This window comes from Cellulosimicrobium sp. SJTW-1, assembly GCF_047716875.1.
In the GTDB taxonomy this organism is placed as follows: Bacteria; Actinomycetota; Actinomycetes; order Actinomycetales; family Cellulomonadaceae; genus Cellulosimicrobium; species Cellulosimicrobium funkei.
This window is the reverse complement of sequence record NZ_CP136680.1, coordinates 55,228-74,509: the sequence shown is the minus strand read 5'-3', so window position 1 is coordinate 74,509 and position 19,282 is coordinate 55,228. Positions and strand designations below refer to the sequence as shown.

General features: G+C 75.2%; 16 protein-coding genes and 1 riboswitch. Of the genes, 7 read left to right on the top strand and 9 right to left on the bottom strand.

What is annotated here, in order from left to right; translation table 11 throughout:
* Window positions 1-38 precede the first annotated feature (38 nt).
* The 3 genes from gcvH to gcvP are packed head-to-tail and all read right to left on the bottom strand — an operon-like array spanning window position 39 to window position 4,520.
* Window positions 39-416, bottom strand: a complete 378-nt coding sequence (gcvH, locus tag RSE42_RS00335; protein ID WP_415297592.1) for a glycine cleavage system protein GcvH — start codon at window positions 414-416, stop codon at window positions 39-41.
* A gap of 28 nt (window positions 417-444) precedes the next feature.
* A complete protein-coding gene (gcvT, locus tag RSE42_RS00330) occupies window positions 445-1,668 on the bottom strand; it encodes a glycine cleavage system aminomethyltransferase GcvT (RefSeq protein WP_043653114.1) in 1,224 nt (407 codons plus the stop codon).
* Entirely contained in the window at window positions 1,665-4,520 is a 2,856-nt protein-coding gene (gene gcvP / locus RSE42_RS00325) for an aminomethyl-transferring glycine dehydrogenase (RefSeq protein WP_415298803.1), read from the bottom strand. Before gcvP ends, gcvT begins: the two co-directional genes overlap by 4 nt.
* A gap of 282 nt (window positions 4,521-4,802) precedes the next feature.
* Window positions 4,803-4,911: riboswitch (glycine riboswitch) on the bottom strand.
* A gap of 149 nt (window positions 4,912-5,060) precedes the next feature.
* On the opposite strand from gcvP, the gene RSE42_RS00320 reads away from it, so the two are divergent.
* From RSE42_RS00320 to RSE42_RS00310, 3 genes are all read left to right on the top strand, one after another.
* Complete coding sequence (locus RSE42_RS00320) at window positions 5,061-5,948, top strand: ATP-grasp domain-containing protein (RefSeq protein ID WP_074804121.1); 888 nt, start codon at window positions 5,061-5,063, stop codon at window positions 5,946-5,948.
* A gap of 4 nt (window positions 5,949-5,952) precedes the next feature.
* Window positions 5,953-7,239 carry a glycosyltransferase gene (locus RSE42_RS00315; protein ID WP_415297591.1) on the top strand — a complete coding sequence of 429 codons (1,287 nt, stop codon included), beginning with the start codon at window positions 5,953-5,955 and terminating at the stop codon, window positions 7,237-7,239.
* Between the two features lie 188 nt (window positions 7,240-7,427).
* Complete coding sequence (locus RSE42_RS00310) at window positions 7,428-8,390, top strand: hypothetical protein (protein WP_415297590.1); 963 nt, start codon at window positions 7,428-7,430, stop codon at window positions 8,388-8,390.
* On the opposite strand, the gene RSE42_RS00305 is transcribed toward RSE42_RS00310, so the two are convergent.
* The 4 genes from RSE42_RS00305 to RSE42_RS00290 all read right to left on the bottom strand — a co-directional run bounded on the left by RSE42_RS00305 (window position 8,387) and on the right by RSE42_RS00290 (window position 13,659).
* Window positions 8,387-10,108, bottom strand: coding sequence for a sensor histidine kinase (locus tag RSE42_RS00305; protein ID WP_415297589.1), 1,722 nt, complete (start codon window positions 10,106-10,108; stop codon window positions 8,387-8,389). The two genes, RSE42_RS00310 and RSE42_RS00305, sit on opposite strands and share 4 nt — an antisense overlap.
* Complete coding sequence (locus RSE42_RS00300) at window positions 10,105-11,184, bottom strand: PIG-L family deacetylase (RefSeq protein ID WP_415297588.1); 1,080 nt, start codon at window positions 11,182-11,184, stop codon at window positions 10,105-10,107. The genes RSE42_RS00305 and RSE42_RS00300 overlap by 4 nt, the downstream gene beginning before the upstream one ends.
* 95 nt (window positions 11,185-11,279) lie before the next feature.
* Entirely contained in the window at window positions 11,280-12,716 is a 1,437-nt protein-coding gene (locus tag RSE42_RS00295; protein WP_415297587.1) for a lactate/malate family dehydrogenase, read from the bottom strand.
* A 25-nt stretch (window positions 12,717-12,741) separates the two neighbouring features.
* Window positions 12,742-13,659 (bottom strand): LysR family transcriptional regulator, encoded by a 918-nt coding sequence (locus RSE42_RS00290; RefSeq protein ID WP_163185503.1) that lies wholly within the window; start codon window positions 13,657-13,659, stop codon window positions 12,742-12,744.
* A gap of 216 nt (window positions 13,660-13,875) precedes the next feature.
* Between RSE42_RS00290 and RSE42_RS00285 the strand changes: the two genes are divergently transcribed.
* Window positions 13,876-14,244 (top strand): CBU_0592 family membrane protein, encoded by a 369-nt coding sequence (locus tag RSE42_RS00285; protein WP_415297586.1) that lies wholly within the window; start codon window positions 13,876-13,878, stop codon window positions 14,242-14,244.
* A 63-nt stretch (window positions 14,245-14,307) separates the two neighbouring features.
* On the opposite strand, the gene RSE42_RS00280 is transcribed toward RSE42_RS00285, so the two are convergent.
* Both RSE42_RS00280 and RSE42_RS00275 read right to left on the bottom strand, forming a co-directional pair.
* Complete coding sequence (locus RSE42_RS00280) at window positions 14,308-15,207, bottom strand: endonuclease/exonuclease/phosphatase family protein (RefSeq protein ID WP_255180073.1); 900 nt, start codon at window positions 15,205-15,207, stop codon at window positions 14,308-14,310.
* 94 nt (window positions 15,208-15,301) lie between these two features.
* Window positions 15,302-16,486, bottom strand: coding sequence for an aminotransferase class I/II-fold pyridoxal phosphate-dependent enzyme (locus RSE42_RS00275; protein WP_074804408.1), 1,185 nt, complete (start codon window positions 16,484-16,486; stop codon window positions 15,302-15,304).
* Window positions 16,487-16,609: 123 nt separating this feature from the next.
* Here RSE42_RS00275 and RSE42_RS00270 point away from each other — a divergent pair, with 123 nt between their 5' ends.
* The 3 genes from RSE42_RS00270 to RSE42_RS00260 all read left to right on the top strand — a co-directional run bounded on the left by RSE42_RS00270 (window position 16,610) and on the right by RSE42_RS00260 (window position 19,168).
* Window positions 16,610-17,251, top strand: coding sequence for a hypothetical protein (locus RSE42_RS00270; RefSeq protein ID WP_415297585.1), 642 nt, complete (start codon window positions 16,610-16,612; stop codon window positions 17,249-17,251).
* A 64-nt stretch (window positions 17,252-17,315) separates the two neighbouring features.
* Complete coding sequence (locus tag RSE42_RS00265) at window positions 17,316-17,924, top strand: DUF1992 domain-containing protein (RefSeq protein WP_415297584.1); 609 nt, start codon at window positions 17,316-17,318, stop codon at window positions 17,922-17,924.
* 95 nt (window positions 17,925-18,019) lie between these two features.
* On the top strand, window positions 18,020-19,168 hold the full coding sequence (locus RSE42_RS00260; RefSeq protein WP_415297583.1) for an alpha/beta hydrolase: 1,149 nt from the start codon (window positions 18,020-18,022) through the stop codon (window positions 19,166-19,168).
* Window positions 19,169-19,282: the final 114 nt, after the last annotated feature.

Sequence of the window (19,282 nt, the reverse complement as noted above, 5' to 3'; positions counted from 1 at the left end):
CCCGTGCCGGGGCGGTCCGCCTCGCCCCGGCACGGCCGTCAGCTGCCGACGTGCGCCGCGTACTGGTCGGCGGTGAGCAGGTCGCCCGTGTCGACGACGTCGACCTTGAACAGCCAGCCGTCGGTGTACGGGTCCGAGTTCACGACGGCCGGGTCGTCGACCGCCGCCTGGTTCACCTCGACGACCGTGCCCGTCACGGGCGAGAAGAGCTCCGACACGGACTTGGTCGACTCGACCTCGCCGATGACGCTCCCGGCGGTCACCTCGGCGCCCACCTCGGGCAGCTCCAGGTAGACGATGTCGCCGAGGGCCTCGGCAGCCGTCGCGGTGATCCCGACGACGGCGGGCGTCGAGCCGTCGATCCACTCGTGCTCGGCCGTGTACTGCAGGTGCGCCGGGAACTGGGCCTCGGTCATGGGGTTCTCCTTCGGGACGACGGGGCGGTCAGGACTGCTGGGGACGACGGTAGAACGGGAGCGGCACGACGACCACGGGCTCGGCCCGGCCGCGCACGTCGACGGCAAGCTCGGTGCCCTCCGCCGACAGCTCGGGCGTGACGTACGCGAGGGCGATCGGGTGGCCGAGCGTCGGTGACGGCGCGCCGGACGTCACCGTGCCCACGCGACGCGCGGACTCCCCCACCGCTCCCCCGGCGTCGACGCCGTCGCCCGGCAGCACGACGGCGTAGCCCGCCCGCGCGGGCCGCCGCCCCAGGCCCCGGAGCCCGACGAGCACGCGCGCGGGCGGCGACTCCCGGCGCGCGGCGAGCGCGGCGCGGCCGACGAACTCGAGCGGCGCGCCGTCGGCGTCGACCTTGTCGAGCTTCACGACGCGCCCGAGCCCCGCCTCGTACGGCGTGGTCGTGGTGTCGAGCTCGTGCCCGTACAGCGGCATCCCCGCCTCCAGGCGCAGCGAGTCGCGCGCGGACAGGCCCGCCGGGACCAGGCCGAGCGGCGCGCCCGCGGCGAGCACCGTGCGCCACAGGTCGGCGGCGCGGTCGGCAGGCACGAACAGCTCGAACCCGTCCTCCCCCGTGTACCCGGTGCGGGCCACGAGCGCGTCGACCGGGCCGTCGTCGGTCCGCAGCACGAGCGGCGCGGCCGCGTAGTACCGGAGGTCGCGCACGGTCTCGGCGGCGACCGGGTCGGCCGGGTCCGTGAGGCCCGCGACGATCTCCTCCGCACGCGGGCCCTGGACCGCGACGAGCGCCGTGCCCGCGCCCTGGTCGGTGACCGTCGCGTCGAAGCCCGCGGCCCGCTCCACGAGCTCGCGCGCGACGAGGTCCGCGTTCCCCGCGTTCGCGACCACGAGGAACCGCTCGTCCGCGAGGCGGTACACCACGAGGTCGTCGAGGACCGCGCCGTCCTCCTGGCAGATCATCGTGTAGCGCGCCCGGCCCGGCGCGACCGCGGAGAGGTTCCCGACGAGCGCGTGGTCCAGGGCGGCCGCGGCCTGCGGTCCCGCGACCTCGATCTCGCCCATGTGGGAGAGGTCGAACAGGCCGGCCGCCTCGCGGACGGCGCGGTGCTCCGCGAGGTCGGACGTGTACCGCAGCGGCATGAGCCACCCGCCGAAGCTCGTGAGGTTCGCGCCGAGCGCGACGTGCTCGTCGTGCAGCGGGCTGCGGCGCTCCGCGCTCTCGGTCGTCCCGGTCTGCTGCTCGGTCATGCAAGGTCTCCCGTCACGTAGGACTCCAGGGGCGGGCACGAGCACACGAGATTGCGGTCGCCCCGCGCACCGTCGATGCGGCGCACCGGCGGCCAGTACTTCCCGGCGCGCAGGCTCGCGACCGGGTAGGCCGCGAGCTCGCGCGAGTAGGGCTTGTCCCAGTCCTCCGCCACGAGCGCCGCTGCGGTGTGCGGCGCGCCGCGCAGCGGCGACTCCTCGACCGCCCAGCGGCCCGACGCGACCGCGTCGATCTCGCCGCGGATGGCGACGAGCGCGTCGACGAACCGGTCGAGCTCCGCGAGGTCCTCGCTCTCCGTCGGCTCCACCATGAGCGTGCCTGCCACGGGGAACGAGAGCGTCGGCGCGTGGAACCCGTAGTCCATGAGCCGCTTCGCCACGTCCTCCGCCGTCACACCCGTCTCCGCGGTGATCGGGCGCAGGTCGAGGATGCACTCGTGCGCGACGAGGCCGTTCGGGCCCGTGTACAGCACCGGGTAGTGGTCGGCGAGACGGCTCGCGACGTAGTTCGCGGTGAGCACCGCCGCCTTCGTCGCCTCCGTGAGCCCGTCCGGGCCCATGAGCGCGACGTACGCGTAGGAGATCGGCAGGATCCCGGCCGAGCCGTACCGCGTCGCCGAGACGGGCGTCGCGGCGGACGCGCCCGGCGCCAGCGGGTCGCCCGGGAGGAACGGCACGAGGTGCTCTCCGACCGCGACCGGTCCTACGCCGGGCCCTCCCCCGCCGTGCGGGATGCAGAACGTCTTGTGCAGGTTCAGGTGCGACACGTCGCCGCCGAACTCCCCCGGGCGCGCGAGCCCGACGAGCGCGTTGAGGTTCGCCCCGTCGATGTACACCTGACCACCCGCCTCGTGTACGAGGTCGCAGACCTCGCGGACGTGCTCCTCGAACACGCCGTGCGTCGACGGGTAGGTGATCATGATCGCCGCGACCCGCGGCCCGTGGTCGGCCAGCTTCGCGCGCAGGTCGGCGAGGTCCACCTCGCCGCTCTCGGCGGTCCGCACGACCTCGACCTTCAGGCCCGCCAGCGCCGCCGACGCCGCGTTCGTGCCGTGCGCCGAGGCGGGGATCAGGCACACGTCGCGCTCCACGTCCCCGCGAGACACGTGGTACTCCCGGATCGCCAGCAGGCCCGCGAACTCGCCCTGCGAGCCCGCGTTCGGCTGCACCGAGACGCCCGCGTAGCCCGTGATCTCGGCCAGCGCCGACTCCAGGCCGCCGATGAGCTCCTCGTAGCCGCGCGCCTGGTCGGCGGGGACGAACGGGTGCAGGTCCGCGAACCCCGGCCAGGAGATCGCCTCCATCTCGGCCGTCGCGTTGAGCTTCATCGTGCACGAGCCCAGTGGGATCATCGTGCGGTCCAGGGCGAGGTCCTTGTCCGCGAGGCGGCGCAGGTAGCGCAGCATCGACGTCTCGGAGCGGTGCAGACGGAAGATCGGGTGCTGGAGGTACGGCGTCGTGCGGGTCGCCCAGGCCGGGAGGTCGTGGCCGGGCGCTGCGGCAGCGGCGCCGTCCTCGCTCTGCCCGGTCGCGGGGTCGACCCCGAACGCCCGCACGACCGTGGCGAGGATCGCCGACGTGGTGGTCTCGTCGCAGGCGATCTGTACATGATCTGCATCAGGGTTGTACAGGTTGACGCCGGCCGCTGCTGCGGCCTCGACGACGGCGGCGGCGCGGCCCGGGACCACGGCGCGGACGGTGTCGAAGAAGGTGGCGTGCTCGACCGTGACGCCGCCCGCGCGCAGGTGCTCGGCGAGGGTCGTGGCGTGGGCGTGGGTGCGCTCGGCGATCGCGCGGAGGCCGTCGGGGCCGTGGTAGACCGCGTACATCGAGGCGACGATCGCGAGGAGCGCCTGCGCCGTGCAGATGTTGCTCGTCGCCTTCTCGCGCCGGATGTGCTGCTCGCGCGTCTGGAGGGCGAGGCGGTAGGCGGTGTCGCCGTCGGCGTCGATCGAGACGCCCACGAGGCGGCCCGGCAGGGACCGCTCGAGGCCCTTGCGGACGGCCATGAACGCGGCGTGCGGGCCGCCGTAGAACAGCGGGACGCCGAACCGCTGGGCGGAGCCCACCGCCACGTCGGCGCCGAGCTCGCCGGGGGAGACCAGCAGCGTCAGCGCGAGGAGGTCGCTCGCCACGGTGACGAGCGCACCCACGTCCTTGGCCTCCGCGACCACGGGCCGCCAGTCCACGACGCGACCCGACGCGCCCGACTGCTGGACGACGACGCCCACGAGGTGCGCGTCGTCGTCCACCCCGGCCGGGAACGCGCCCGCCGCGCGGGCAGCGGCGAGCCCGGCCTCCAGGCCGCCCGACAGGTCCGCGACGACCACGGGCAGGCCGACGGCCTGCGCGCGACCGAGCGTCACCGCGAGCGTCTGCGGGAAGAGGTCGGCGTCGAGCACCACGTAGCCGCTCTTCGCACCCGAGGCCCGCCACATGAGGGCGACCGCCTCCGCGACCGCGGTCGCCTCGTCGAGCAGCGACGCGTTCGCGACGTCGAGGCCCGTGAGGTCCTCGACGACCTGCTGGAAGTTCAGCAGCGCCTCCAGGCGGCCCTGCGAGATCTCGGGCTGGTACGGCGTGTACGCCGTGTACCAGGCGGGGGACTCGAGGACGTTGCGACGGATCACCGGGGGAGTGACGGTGCCGTAGTAGCCGAGCCCGATCATCTGCGTCTTGACGACGTTCTTCGCGGCGAGCGCGCGCAGGTGGTCGAGCACCTCCGTCTCGGTGCGCGCCGCCGGCAGGTCGAGCGGGCGCTCGGTGCGGATCGTCGCGGGCACGGCGGCGTCGACCAGCGCGTCGAGCGAGGCGTGGCCGAGCTGGTCGAGCATGACCTGCACCTCGCGGCCGCGCGGGCCGAGGTGGCGCGGCGCGAACGCGCCGGAGGCGGCGTCGAGCGGGGAGGTGCGGTCGAGGGACGGCTGGGTCACGGGGACCTCCGGGGGAGGGGACGACGGCGGGTCCCTCCCCGCTCTGTCATCGGACGCACGCGTCGACCTGAGAGTTTTGCCGGTCCGCCGTGCCACGAGGGCCGGGGCGCGCCGACTTGCACCGTCGGTGGGCCGCGCGCGACGCCTCGAGGGCGCCCCAGCACGGCCGCTTTCCAGAGTTGCCTCGCCTCGACGGTACGTGGGCCTGAGAGATTCCCGGGGAGGACTTGCTCCTTCGGCGCCGTCGCCGCGGTCCGGGGACCGGGGCGACGGACTCTCCCGTCGCGGTTCTGGCGGCCCGGCCGGCACCGCGCCCGAAGGACGGCACCGCCGGTCAAGCATGGAGTTGTGGCCTCATCGTAGCGGGCACACCGCCCTCGCTCCCGCGTACCCGGTGCCCCCGGCCCTGCGGACCCCAGGAGGTCGCCGTACATTCGGACGATGGGGGACACGCGCACGATCATCGTCACCGGGGCCGCAGGGCCGGCCGGGCGGGCGCTCGGGGCTCAGCTCGCGCGACGACCGGAGGTGCACGCCGTCGGGGTGGACCTGGCGCCACGTGCCGTCCCGGGGTTCGCGACCGTGGAGGCCGTCCCGGCGGCGGGAGACCCCGCCTACGACGGCGCGACCCTGGCGCTCGTGCGCCGGTACGGAGACGTCCTCGTCGTCCCGTCCGTCTCCGAGGAGCTGGCGCACCTCGCCGTCCTCGCCGGTGCCGCGGGCCTGACCCGCGACGTCGTGGTGTCGCCGCCCGGCCCGACGGCCGTCGCCGGCGACAAGCTCCTCACGATGCTCGCGCTCGACCGCCAGGGCGTCGGCGTCCCGCCGCACGCCGGGGCCGACGCCCTGCCCTCCGCGGCGGACGCGCTCGACTGGGCGGCGGGTCCGGTCGTCGTCAAGCCGCGTGTCGCGCGGGGCGGGCGTGGCGTCCACGTCGTGGAGACCGCGGACGACCCGGCATGGGCCGCTCTCGACGCGTCGTGGATCGTCCAGGGGTTCGCGCCGGGGCGGGAGTACTGCCCGCAGGTGTTCCGGTCGCCGTCGACCGGGGAGACGCAGGTCGTCGTCCTGGAGAAGACCGGCCGCAAGGAGGGACGCGTCGGCAACGCCACGACGGTGACGCGCCTCGAGGAGAGCGCGGCCGCGGACGTCGCCGCCGTGGCACGGGCCACGACCCTGGCGCTCGGGCTCGTCGGTCCTCTCGACATGGACGTCCGGCGGCTCGCGGACGGGACACCGGTCGTCCTGGAGGTCAACGCGCGCTTCGGGGCGGTGTCCGAGTCCGCACCGGAGCTGCTCGACGCCGTGCTCCGCGAGTGGCCGGTCTGAAGGCATGCCGGCCGCCCTGACCGGAGTCCTCACCGCGCTCGCGCTCGTGGTCGGATCGACGCTCCTCGTCGTGGGGCTCGTCCGCCTCGCCCTCGTGCCGTTCGCGCTCGCCTTCGAGCACCGCCACCGACGCGCGGCACCCGGCCCCGCCGGGCTCGGCCCGTCCTGGGCGGAGCCTCCTCTGGTCTCCGTCGTGGTCCCCGCCTTCGACGAGGCGGTCGTCATCGACAACTGCGTGCGGTCGCTCCTGCGCAGCGACTACCCGCGCTTCGAGATCCTGTGCGTCGACGACGGGTCCCGCGACGACACCTTCGACAGGATGCTCAGGCTGTCCGAGCGGCACGCGCGCGTGCACGCGGTGCGGCAGGAGAACGCCGGCAAGGGCGCCGCCCTCAACCGTGGCATCGCCCTCGCGCGGGGCGAGGTCGTCCTCCTGGTCGACGCCGACGGCGTCTTCCGGCCCGACACGATCACCCGGCTGCTGCGCGGGTTCCGCGACGCCCGCGTCGGCGCGGTGTGCGGGAACGACCGCCCGGTGAACCTCGATCGGGTGCTGACGCGGTTCCTCGCCCTCGTCAGCCACGTCGGCACCGGGCTCATGCGCCGCGCGCTCGACGTGCTCGGCTGCCTCCCCGTCGTGTCGGGGAACGTGGGCGCGTTCCGGCGCGAGGTGCTCGAACGCACGGGGCCCCTCCGGACGGACACCCTGGCAGAGGACCTCGAGCTCACCTGGCGGGTGCACGCCGCCGGCTACGGGGTGACGTTCGCGCCGGACGCCGTGGTCTACGCCGAGTCGCCCTCGACGGTCCGCGGCCTCTGGCGACAGCGGGTGCGGTGGGCGCGCGGCCTGCTCCAGGTGTCGGCGCTGCACCGGCGGATGATCGGCAACCTCCGGTACGGGCGCTTCGGGGCGTACCTGCTCTACAACACCGTGTCGCAGGTGGCGGGACCGTTCCTCCAGGTGCTCGCGTTCCTCGCCCTCTCCGTCCTCGTCGCCGTCGAGGGCACGGGCTGGCTGCCTCCGTCGTGGTGGGAGTGGGCGCTGTTCCTCGGGCTGCCCCTGTCCCTGGGGCTGCTGCTCCTCGCGGTCGTGCTCGACCACGCACCCGGGGATCTTCGCTACCTGTGGACGGTCCCGCTGTGGCCCGCCTACTCCTCGCTCATGACACTGGTCATGCTGGAGGCGGCACGCCGGGAGACGACGGACTCGGAGGGACGATGGGACAAGCTGGAGAGGACCGGGACGGTATCGGTCGCCGGGCTGGACGGGGAGGACGCTGGGTCCCGCTGATCGCGGTCCCGGTGGCGGCAGCACTCGTGCTCGCGGTGGTGCTGGCACGCCCTTGGGAAGCATCGGTCCCACCGATGCGCACCGCGGTCCCACCCGAGGACGTGCGTTCGGTCAGCATCGACTTCGGTACGGTCGTCGACCCCGGCACCGACTGGTCCTCGATCGATCGACACCTCGACCGAGCCGGCGTGAACGCCGTCGAGCTCAATGCAGGTCGAGTGGAGTTCACCGCGTTCGACTGGGACGACCACCCGGAAGCAGCGGCAGAGCCAGGCACGGACCACCTCGCGCTGGCGGCCCGCGCACTGGCGCGGGGTCCCGACGGAGCGCGCCGGAACTTCGGTCTCATCGTCGACGCGTACGTCCCTCGCTGGCTCGAGCAGGACCCGTCGCTCGCAGGCAGATCGTCGGACGGCGAGGCAGCGGAGTACCAAGCATCCGCGAGCGCTCTCGCGCGGGGCGAGGTGGGCGACCGCCTCGTCGACTACGTCGTCGCACTGGGACGGCGGTACGAGCCCGCGCAGATCTCGGTGACCGAGCTCTTCCTCAACCGCTTCGCGTTCGGGGACGACGACCTGGCGCTCTACCGCGAGATGACCGGCGCGGAAGACTGGCCCCGCGACGAGTCCGGGGCGGTCGAGGAAGATGCGCCGGAGCTGGGGGCCTGGAGGTCCGACGTGCTCGCCGGGCTTCTCTCGCGCATGCGGACAGGGCTCGACGAGGTCCAGCGAGGCGATACCGCTCGGATCGCGCTCTCGATGGAGGTCCGCGTCGACTGGGACGAGCTCGCCCGGGGCGTCCCGAGCAGCGGACACGACTACGAGAGGCTGTTGTCGGCCGTGGACCGGCTGACCGTCTGGGCGTACTTCCGGCCGAGCGGCCGGGACGTCAGCAGCGTCGAGGCGCTGACCGCAGCGCTCGCGGGCGCCGGGTTCGACATGTCGCGCATCACGATCTCGGTCGGCCTGTGGGCAGGGAGCTCCGGGAGCACCGCCCGCATCACGCCGGAGGACATGGCACGAGCTGTCACTCTCGCCGCGACGAACGGGGTGCGCTCGGTCAACGTGACCCCGTACTCCCTCATGGGCGACGCGTACTGGACCGCGCTCGCGTCCGTGTGGCGCCCCGACGCGAGCGAAGAACCGGCCTAGGGCTCGTCCTGGTCCGGTGAGAGGTCGGGCAGGAGCACGTCCACCTCGGTCCCGACCCCCGGTTCGCTGGCGATGGACAGGCTCCCCCCGTGCGCGTCGACGATCGTCTGCACGAGCGACAGGCCGAGACCGACGCCCCGGACCCGCCGACGGACGGTCTCCCGGGTCCGGTAGAAGCGCTCGGTCAGGCGCGCGAGCTCATCCGCCGGGATGCCGGTGCCGTGGTCGACGACCCGGACGCGGACGCACCGGGCGGCATCCTGCGCGGGCTCGGCGGTGACGCTCACCCGCACCTGGCCGCCCCGCGTGCTGTGCTTCACGGCGTTCGTGAGCAGGTTCTCGACCACCTGGCCCAGCCGCTGCGCGTCGGAGAGCAGGCGGACCTCGGCGTCCCCGTCCTCGACGATCGCGACCCCGGCACGGGCCGCGACCGGTGCGGTGGACGCCACGGCCTCCCGGACCACCTCCACCACGTCCAGCTCCATCGGTACCAGGGCGAACGTCCCGGAGACCACCTGGGCGCTGGTGAGCAGGTCCTCCACCAGGGCCTGGAGCTGGTGCGCGTTGCGCTCCACGACCTGGAGATAGCGCTGCTGCTCGTCGTCCAGGCTCTCGGGCCGCATCCGGAGCAGGTCGACGTACCCGAGGATCGAGGCGAGCGGCGTGCGCAGCTCGTGGCTGACGAGGCCGATGAACGCGTCCTGCTCCTGCTCGTCCTCGTGGCGGCGCGTCACGTCGGTCGCCACGAACAGGTAGCCCGGCGGGAGCTCCGGCGCCGGCCCCGAGAGGGCGGGCCTGCGGGTCACGACCACCTCGAGCCGACGACTCGTACCGTCCGGCAGGGTGTGGTCGCGCTCGTGCACCTCGGTGCCGCCGTGCGCGGCGGCCCCGACGATCTCCGCGAGCGCCGACGGCGTGCCCCCCTCCTGGTCGCCCGCCTCGCCCGCCGCGGCCGATCCTCCGCCGAGGAGGCGGACGACGTCCGTCCCCACGAGCGTGCTCGCCGCCGTCCCGAGGAGACGTTCGGCGCCGGTGTTGGCGGAGACCACCGTGCCCGCGTCGTCGGTGGCCAGGAAGGCCTGCTCGGTAGCGGCGGCGAGGATGCTCGCGAGCGTGTCCCGCGAGTCGCGCAGACGTCGTGACGACGCGTCGAGGGCGTCGCGGGCGGCGGCCAGCTGGACGGCCTGGCCGCGCGCGAGCGTCACCATGCCGTGGATGCCGAGCGCGAGCGTCGCGAGGATCGAGAAGGTGACGACCGCGTGCAGGACGGGCTGGATCCGGCCGGTGTCCACGACGACCGGCACGAGGAGGACCAGACCCGCGCCCGCGAGCCCGACCGCGGGACCGGCCGAGCCCGGACGGAGCGCCAGGCTCGCGAGGGGGAGGACGAGGAGGATGTCGAGGGTCACCGCCTGGAGGCCCGCCCCGACGTCGAGCAGGCCGATCGCGAGCATCTGCGCGAGCGAGCAGGCGAAGCGCCATGAGACGGGCCACGTGTCCCACCGGCCGAGCGCGGCGACCACGAGGACGCCGACGGAGAGCACGACCGCCGCGACCAGCAGACCCGGACGGGCGGGCTCCACCATCCACCACAGCGAGGCCGCGGCGACCACCACGGAGAGCGTGATGGGCACCTGGCGCAGCGCGACGGTGTCCTCGTCCGCCCAGCCCAGGCGGAGGACCGGGTACCTCTCACCGAGCTCGGTCGGTCTGCTCACCGCCCGCCGGAGCCGTGCCCGGCGTCCGCCCCCTGCCCGTCGACCGCGGGAGCCGCCTGGACGACCTCCCCGCGGACGAGGGTCTCGCTGGCCCGGACCGTCTCCAACGGCTCGGCGTCGCGGGCGGGGCTGAACCTGGCCCAGTACCGCGCGGTCGCACGCACCACGTCGGGCTGCATGTACTCCCGGTGGCTCTGGGACGCGAAGGCGGCGAGCATGCTCAGCTTGGTGTCGACGAACCCGTCGACGTCGACGAAGCGGTTCGGCGCGAACTCGACGGTCGAGGACGGGCTCTGGAAGCACCAGAGCCCCGGGACCTCCCGCGCAGCGACCTGGACCGCCTCGTGCACGGCGCGGTGGTCCTGGTGGCGGTCGTGGATCCCGTGGGTGTAGATCCGCGTCGGGCGGATCTCCCGGACGACCTCCTCGATCGCGGTGATCATCCCCGCGGCGGGGTCCAGCCGCGTGTCGGGGAAGTCGAGGTGCACGAGGCGCGCACCGACGACCGCGGCCGCGGCGGCCGCCTCCGAGCGGCGGGCCGAGGTCTCGCCGCCGACCGCACCGCCGGAGAGGACGAGCGTCACGATCTCGTCCCCGGCGGCGGCGTGCGCGGCGAGCGTGGCACCCACCCCGATCTCGACGTCGTCCGGGTGCGCTCCGACGGCGAGCACCCGCTGCCGGGAGGAGGTGCGGGCCGCCCGGGTCCGCTGCGCGAGCTCGGTGGCGCGGCGGACGACCTCGGCGGCTGTCACCGGCTTGACGAGGAAGTCGTCCGCCGACTCGCGCAGCGCACCGATCGCGTGGTCCACGGTCGGGTACGCGGTGACGATCATGACGCGCACCGCCGGGTCGATCGCCCGGAGCTCGGGCAGGACCTCGAGCCCGGAACGGCCGGGCAGCTGGATGTCGCTGACGAGGACGTCGTACGACTGCCGTCGCAGCGCCTCGACGGCTCCCTCGGCGGTCTCGACCGTGTCGACGTGCATGCCGCCGTGACGCTCGAGCGCGATCCTCAGGAACTCGGCGGCGTCGAGGTCGTCCTCGATCACGAGCACCTGGTACTGGGATTCGGGCACGGTCCCCCCTGACTGCGGACTCGGTCCCATCGACGGTACGCGCTCCCGGGCGACGTCGCTCGGCACCGGGCCCGGGGTCGGGAGCGGGCGTCCCCTCACGCCCTTCGCGGACCGGTGTCCGCGGGCTCGGGGACTGCCGCCTCGACGACGACGGAGCGCACCGTCGCGAGACGCCGGACCGCCCGCTCCAGAGCGCGAGTGCGGCGGGGCGTCGCACGGAACGACACGACGATCCGCCCTGCCCGGCCGTCGCCGTCGACCGGCCCGGTCGCGAGGGAGTCGAAGCTCACGCCCCGCGTCGAGAACACCCCGGTGAGCGCGGTGAGCGTGCCGGGCTGGTCGAGCCCGTGCACAGTCGCGACCCAGTCGCGTTCCGCACCGACCGGGGCGAGCGCACGCTCCGCGCCCGTCGCCCCGGTCGTCGTGACAGCAACCCCGCTCGCCGCGCCTCGCGTCGCGCTCGACGACACCATGCGGTCGATGCCCTCGGCCGCCTGCACGAGCCGGCGCGCCTCGTCGTCGGGCAGCTCGTCGAGCAGGACGCGCGTCCACCCGCCCGGACCGAGCACGACCGGGACGCCGAGGACGCCGCGGGACGGCACGCCGTCGTTCGGGGCGAACCGACCGTCGAGCTCGCCGTCGAGCGCGACCTGACCCGCGACGACGATCTCGCGCCCGTCGAGGATCACCTCGAGGAGGTCGACGGTCGCGCTCGCGGTGCCTGCGGGGGTCTTCGCGCCGGACTGGTGGGTCATCCAGGGTCGCGTGACGAGCCGCAGGTCGGCGGGCCAGGTGTCGATGAGCTCGAACGCGGCGCCCATGTCCTGGCTCGCGACGCGCGCGAGCTCGTCCTTCGCCGCCGCGATCTCGCCGGGCAGCGCGTCGAGCGTGCGGCTGCGGCGCAGCGCGGCGACGGCGCGCGCCCGCTCGTCGGCGTCGAGCCCGCTCACCCGGACGGTCGACCACAGCGGGACGGCGTCCTCGCCGTGCTGGCCCCCCACGAACCCGCCGACGCGGTGCCGCCGCACGCCCAGCTCGACCGCGATCTCGCGCCGGAACCGCAGCGTGTCGAGCCAGGCCCCCATGCCGAGCACGCGGTGCCGCCCGAGCCGTTCCGCCATGACCGCGACGCCGAGCTCCACGGGGTTCGTCACGACGATCACGACCTCGTGGCCCGAGCCGTGCCGCGCGATCGCGTCCGCGTACTCGGCGAGCACCGCGCCGTTCGTCGCGGCGAGCACGCGCCGGTCGGGGTCGGCGCCCGTGCGGGCCGGGGGAGTGAGGCCGGCGGCGACGACGATGACGTCGGCGGTCACGTCGTCGGGCGAGTGCGCGACGTCGAGGAGCGGCGCGTGCTCGTCGTACGCGTCGACGAGGTCGGCGCGCAGCCCGTGCACGGCGCGCCCCGACGCGCCCCCGGCCCGGCCGACGAGCTGGAGCCGCGCCGTCGGCGGGAGCACCCGCCGCTCGACGATCTGCGTGCACACCTGCCGGCCGACGTCCCCCGTCGCCCCCACCACCGCTACGTCCACCCCCGCAGGGTACGACGCCCCGGAGTCAGGCGAACGCGATCCCGCCCGCGGCGGCGACCATCTCGTCGAGCACGGCGGAGACCACGGGGCGGGGCTCGTGCCGGGTCGCGCGGTGGCGCGCGACGAGGCGGCGCGACCCGAGCCCGGGCAGTCCGACGACCGTGACGCCGTCGGGCACCTCGTCCGACGCGCCGCCCTCCACGGCGAGCGCCGGGAGCATCGCGACGCCGAGCCCGGCCGCGACGAGCGAGAGCGCGACGTCGAAGTCGTAGTAGTTGTGCCGCGTGCGCAGGGTCCCGCCGAGCCCGCGGGCCAGCCTCCGGAGCGCTCGGGCGGCTGCGGTGCCGGGCTCGGGTCCCAGCCAGACGGCGTCGCGCACGTCGTCGAGGCGCGTGGGCGTCGGCATGCCGGCGGGGACGACGAGCCGCCACGGCTCGTCGAGCAGGACGATCTCGCGCGTGCCGCGCGGGGCGGGGGAGTCGGCCTCGTAGTCGCGCTCGAGGAGGACGACGTCGAGCTCGCCCGCGCGCAGGAGGCGCAGGGCCTCGGTGGGCTCGCGCTCCTGCACGTCGAGCTCGATCCCGGGTGCGGTCTCGGCGAGCCGCCCGGCGACGGGCGCGACGACGGCGCGGATCGCCGTCTGGAAGGAACCGACGGCGACGCGCCCGCTCACCTCGTCGCCGAGCGCGGCGAGCGCCTTGCGGGCCTCGACGAGCTCGGTCTCGATGCGCTCGGCGGTCTCGGCGAGCACGCGACCGGCGGGCGTGAGGGTCACGCCGCGCGGTCCGCGGTCGAGCACGACGACCCCCTCCTCGGCCTCGAGCCGCTGGATCTGCTGCGAGACCGCGGACGGAGTGACGTGCAGGAGATCCGCTGCCGCGAGGATGCCTCCACCACGGTGCACGGCAAGGAGGAAACCAAGTCTGCGTGGGTCCGTCGCCATGTAGAGATGCTAAACGCCCGGTGCAGAATCCTTCGATTGTGCTGAACCTCGGAAGGCCTCACACTTGTCGTGGCGCCGGTCGGTTACCTCCTCCTCCTTACGGGTCGGCGCCCGAGCTTCGCACCACCCGCGCCACCAGCCATCGGCCCGGAGCGCACAGCCACCGCAGCGTCGCGGTACCCCCCTCCACCCCTTCTTCGTCACCGGAGTACCGCTGTGCCTGTCACCCTCGACGCGATCGTCATGTTCCTCGGCTGGATCGGTGCCGCCGTCGGCGTCGTCGCCTACGCGATGGTCAGCCGTGGCCGCTGGGCGCCGTCGTCCGCCCCGTTCCAGCTCACCAACCTCACCGCCGCGGGCCTCATGGGCATGGTCGCCGCGGCCAACGGCGTGTGGCCGTCCGTCGCCGCGAACCTCGTGTGGGTGCTCATCGGCGCCCAGGCGATCGTCGTCATCGTGCGGGCGCGCCGTGCGCGCCGTCGCGCGCTCGACGAGGCCGCCGCCCTCACCGCGTCCGCCCCTGCGGCGGTCGCCGTGCGCGCCGACGGCGAGCCCGCGCCCCAGGAGGTCGGGCTCGCCGCCTGACGGCCGCCCGCCCCCGCCCGGCACGGCTGCCCGACCCCGCTCGGCGCGGCCGCCCGACCCTGCTCAGCGCGGAGCGTCGGGCGCCGGCTCCACGACGACGTCCACCACGACCGCACGGTGGTCGGACAGCCCCGTGTCGACAGCCGTCGCGGGCCCGAGGGCCCGGACGGTCGGGCCGCCGGGCAGGCCGTCGGCGAGCACGTGGTCGATCTGCCGCACGGGCCGGTCGACGGGGTGCGTGAGCACGTCGGCGAGCGACGTGAACCCGGTGATCTCCGCGGGCTCCGGCGCGCGCAGGTTGAGGTCGCCCAGCAGCACGAGCGGGCGCGGGAGCGGCGCGCAGGTTCCCGTGAAGGCCCGGAGCTGGTCCGCGGTGAACTCGGGGCGCGACGTCGTGTGCGCGGTCACGACGGTGAGCGGCCCCCACGGCGTGCGGACGGCCGCGGCGAGCGCGGCGCGCGGCTCGTCGGGCACCACACGGAAGGGCAGCAGGCGCGCGGCCCCCGTCGCGGTCCCCGGCCGTCGCCGCCGCACGCGCGACCGCCACGGCATCCGGTCGAGCTCGAGGCGCGACCACCGCTCGACGGGGAACCTGCTGACGAGACCGATCCCGTAGGACGCGACGCCCGGGACGCGCCGCACGCCCGACCCCGGCCGCCCCGCGCGCACCCACGCACCGGAGACGCCGCGCAGCGTGGGGGACAGGTGCCGGTGCTCGGCGCGCAGCGCCTCCGCCGCGACGGCGACGAGGTCGGCGCGGTGCGAGCGGGGCGAGTCGCGCTCGACCTCCTGGAGGGCGAGCACGTCGGCGTCGAGGTACGCGACGGCGCGCGCGAACCGCTCGACGTCGACCGTGCCGTCGAGCGCGGCGCCGTGCAGCGTGTTGAAGGTCGCGAGGCGCAGGGCGCCGTCCGGGCGCGGGGGCAGCGGTCCGTCGTTCAGGTCACGGGAGTCGTGGGGCACCGGACGATCCTCGCGCGGGCCGCGGACCGTCGCGACCAGGGCGGGGTCCCCGGGCGCGGGGGACGTCGTCGGGCCGCGCGCCGCCCGGGACGCGTCAGAGGGTGCGGCGCCAGGCGGCGATGCGCTCGACCGCCTCGGCGACCGTGCTCGGGGCCGCGGCGAACGACAGCCGGACCCAGTCCCCGCCGCGGACGCCGTCGAAGTCGGTGCCGGGGGTGAGCGCGACGCCCGCCTCGGCGAGCAGGCGCGCGCACCACGTCACGGAGTCCAGACCGTCCCCGGAGACGTCGGCGTAGACGTAGAACGCGCCGTCGGCGGGCGCGACGCGCGACCACCCGAGGTCGTCGAGCCGGGAGAGCACGAGCTCGCGCGACGCCGCGTACCGCGCGACGTTCTCGGCCGCGGCGGCGTACCCCTCGGGGGAGAACGCGGCGACGCCCGCGTGCTGCGCGAGCGCGGGCGGCGACAGCGCGACGTTCCCGGCGAGGGCGTCGACCGGCCCCACGAGCTCGTCGGGCAGCACGAGCCACCCGAGGCGCCACCCGGTCATCGCCCAGTACTTCGAGAACGAGTTGACGACGACGGCGCCGTCGGGCACGTACCGCGCCGCCGTCGGCAGCGCCGCGGCCGGGCCGTCCGCGCCGTCCCCGTAGACGATGCCGTGGTAGATCTCGTCGCTCACGAGGCGCACCTCGTGGTCGGTGCACCACGCCGCGACGGCGTCGAGCTCGGCGGGCAGGATCATCGTCCCCGTCGGGTTCGCGGGGCTCGCGACGACGAGCCCGTCGAGGCCGCCGTCGTAGTACGCCTCCATGAGCTGCGACACCGTGGGCTGGTAGCGCGTCTCCGGGCCGCAGTCGAGCTCGACGACCTCGCAGCCCAGCGCGCGCAGGATGTTCTTGTACGCGGGGTAGCCGGGGCGTGCGAGCGCGACGCGGTCGCCGACGTCGAAGGCCGCGAGGAACGCGAGGAGGAACCCGCCCGACGACCCGGTCGTCACCGCGACGCGCGCCGGGTCGATCTCGACGCCGTACCAGCGGTCGTAGTGCTCGGCGATCGCGCGCCGCAGCGTGGGCACCCCGAGCGACTCGGTGTAGCCGAGGTCGCCGTGCTCGAGCAGCTCGATCGCACGCCGCCGCACGACGTCCGACGCCCCGGTCGACGGCTCGCCCGCGCAGAGGTTGAGCACGGACGCGCCCGCGTCGCGCAGCCGGTTCGCCTCGGCGAGGACCTCCATCACCGCGAACGGCGGCACGTGGGAGCGGCGTGAGACCTTCATCGACCCGGGCATGAGCCCATCATGCCCGGGGTCATCCGTTCGGCGGACGCCGGCCGGCCGCGCGCGGAGGTGTCGGTCGTCCGGGCGACGCGCCGCACCGCGCGCCCGGGGTCGGATGAGGCCATGACGACCGACCACGCCTGGCGCGACGGCCCCGAGGACCGGGAGGACGACGACCGCGGCGACCACGGCGACCATGGCGACCGACGCGACGGCGCCGCGACCTTCCGCCCCGTGCGCGGGTGGGCCGTGCTGTGGCGGAGCGCGTTCGGGCTCCGGCACGGCGGCCACGAGTACGTCGTGGCCGTGGACTTCCTCGACTGGGACGAGCGCATCCGGCTGTACCGGGACGGCCGGCTCGTCGACGAGCAGCGCTCGCGCGCCCGGTTCGACCTCGGGGGCGCGACGCTGGAGGCGAGGATGGGCACCTACGGGATGCGGTACGTGCGCGTCGTGGACGCGGTCGGCACCGTGCACGACGTCCCCCCGCTGCCCGGGACCGCCGAGGCCTGGCGCGACCGCATGGACCGCGAGCGCCCGACGGCGAGCCGCGCCGTGGGCGTGACGGCGTGGGTCGTGCTCGCGGTCGCGGTCGTGACGCAGGTGCCGCAGCTGCTCGAGGTGGCGTCGCAGTTCACCGGGTGGACGCCGCCGTTCGTGCCGGACCTCCCGGGGCCGGTGAACACGGTCCTCACGGTGGGCGGCGTGCTGGCCGCCCTCGACCGGGCCCTGCGCCGCCGGTACCACCCGCTCCTCGACGGCTGAGCTCTCCGCTCGTCCGGCCGGACCGGGGCTGCCTACGCTGGGCGGAGACGACGAGGAGGTGCTCGTGTTCCGACGACGTTCCCGCACCCCGGACGACGACCCCGTCCGGCGGGCCGCGCAGTACCGGGTCGAGCGGGAGGCCGCGCGCGAGGCCGCGGAGCGGGAAGCGTCCGACGACGACCCCGCCCGCCGTGAGCCCGTGGACGCGCCGGGCGAACCCGGCACGCGCGGCGCGGCCGAGGCGCGCGAGGACGACCTCCCGGCCGGGGGCCCACGTCGTGTACGACCCGAGGACCGTGCGATGTACGTCGACACGGTGATCGACCAGGCCGTCCGGCGCGGCGAGTTCGACGACCTCCCGCTCGCGGGCAAGCCGATCCCCGGGCTCACGGGCACGCACGACCCGGACTGGTGGCTCAAGTCGGTCATCGAGCGCGAGCAGCTCACCGGTCTCGGGCCGCCGGCGATGCTCCTCAAGACCGAGGACCGCGAGCTCGACGACCGCCTCGACCGCGAGCTCGACGAGAAGGCGGTCCGCGAGATCCTCGCCGACTTCAACGCGCGCGTCGTCGACGCCCGTCGTCAGCTGCTCGGCGGGCCGCCCGTCGTGACCCCGACGCGCGACGTCGAGCACGAGGTCGCGCGCTGGCGCGCCCGCCGCGCCGCCCGCTGACCACCGGAACCGACTCGACCGGACCCGACCCCGCCCGACCGGTCCGCGACCCGCCGGGCGGGCGGTCGTCGTCGGGCCCGCCTAGGGTCAGCGGAATGGCGGACTGGCAGCCCGACGTCCTGGGCGACGACTACGAGCAGCTCACGCTGCCGCTCTCGCCCGACGAGGAGGGCGAGGTCGTCGCGACGCTCGTGCGGCGTCGGCGCCCGGGGCCCGACCCGTACCTCGACGTGCTGTACGTGCACGGCTGGTCCGACTACTTCTTCCAGACCGAGCTCGCCGACTTCTGGGAGGCGCACGGCGCGCGGTTCCACGCGCTCGACCTGCGCAAGTACGGCCGCAGCCTGCGGCCCGGCCAGACGCCCGGGTTCGTCGCCGACCTCGCGACGTACGACGAGGACATCGAGGCCGCGCTCGTCGCGATGGGCCACCGGGGCGACGGGCGGTCCCCGCGCGAGGTCGTGCTCATGGGCCACTCGACCGGCGGCCTGACGCTGAGCCTGTGGCTCGCGCGCCACCCCGGGCGCGCGGCGGCGCTCGTCCTCAACAGCCCGTGGCTGGAGTTCCAGACGCGCGAGGTCGGCCGACTCCTGCTCGAGCCCGTGATCGGCGCGCGCGCCCGGCTCACGCCCACGCGTCCGCTGCCCAACGTCGACCTCGGCTTCTACACGCGCTCCGTGAGCAAGGAGTTCGGCGGCGAGTGGTCGTACGACCTCGCCTGGCGTCCGCAGCACGGTTTCCGGACGACGCCCGCGTGGCTGTCCGCCGTCTTCCACGGCCAGCAGACGGTCGCGCGCGGCCTCGGGATCGGCGCCCCCGTGCTCGTCCTGCTCTCGGCCCGGAGCACGCTGCTGCCCCGCTGGTCGCCCGAGATGATGCGCACGGACACCGCGATCGATGTCGACGGCGTCGCGCAGCGCTCGGTCCAGCTCGGCGACCTCGTCACGGTCGCGCGCCTCGACGGCGCCCTGCACGACGTCGTCCTCTCCTCCCGGCCCGTGCGCGCGCTCGCCTACGGGCGGATCGCGCAGTGGGTCGGGGCGTACCTGCCGCGGCCCGCCCCCGTCACGTCGCCCGTGCCCGACGCCGCCGCCCCCTCTCCCCGCGGCGCGCCGCGCGCGACGGGCGGCGTGGGCCGCGCGCTCGGCCGGCTCGGTGCCACGGTGCGTCACGCGGGACGGTCCGTCGCGCGGTCCGTGGGCACCGCCGTCGGGACGCTGCGCGGGCGGACCCGCCGCCGCTGACGCTCGACGACACCCGATGAACCTCGGGCGGCGCGCCCCGGTCCACCCGCAGGGGGAGGGCGCCGCGGCCGGGGTCGCACCGTCGGGGGATCTCCCGGGTGGCGGGGCACCGCT

Bases quoted from the DNA above. Each gene is read 5' to 3' on its own strand.
- gcvH (WP_415297592.1), bottom strand. From the start codon at position 416: ATGACCGAGGCCCAGTTCCCGGCGCACCTGCAGTACACGGCCGAGCAC.
- gcvT (WP_043653114.1), bottom strand. From the start codon at position 1,668: ATGACCGAGCAGCAGACCGGGACGACCGAGAGCGCGGAGCGCCGCAGC.
- gcvP (WP_415298803.1), bottom strand. From the start codon at position 4,520: ATGCTCGACCAGCTCGGCCACGCCTCGCTCGACGCGCTGGTCGACGCC.
- RSE42_RS00320 (WP_074804121.1), top strand. From the start codon at position 5,061: ATGGGGGACACGCGCACGATCATCGTCACCGGGGCCGCAGGGCCGGCC.
- RSE42_RS00315 (WP_415297591.1), top strand. From the start codon at position 5,953: ATGCCGGCCGCCCTGACCGGAGTCCTCACCGCGCTCGCGCTCGTGGTC.
- RSE42_RS00290 (WP_163185503.1), bottom strand. From the start codon at position 13,659: ATGGCGACGGACCCACGCAGACTTGGTTTCCTCCTTGCCGTGCACCGT.
- RSE42_RS00275 (WP_074804408.1), bottom strand. From the start codon at position 16,486: ATGAAGGTCTCACGCCGCTCCCACGTGCCGCCGTTCGCGGTGATGGAG.
- RSE42_RS00270 (WP_415297585.1), top strand. From the start codon at position 16,610: ATGACGACCGACCACGCCTGGCGCGACGGCCCCGAGGACCGGGAGGAC.
- RSE42_RS00260 (WP_415297583.1), top strand. From the start codon at position 18,020: ATGGCGGACTGGCAGCCCGACGTCCTGGGCGACGACTACGAGCAGCTC.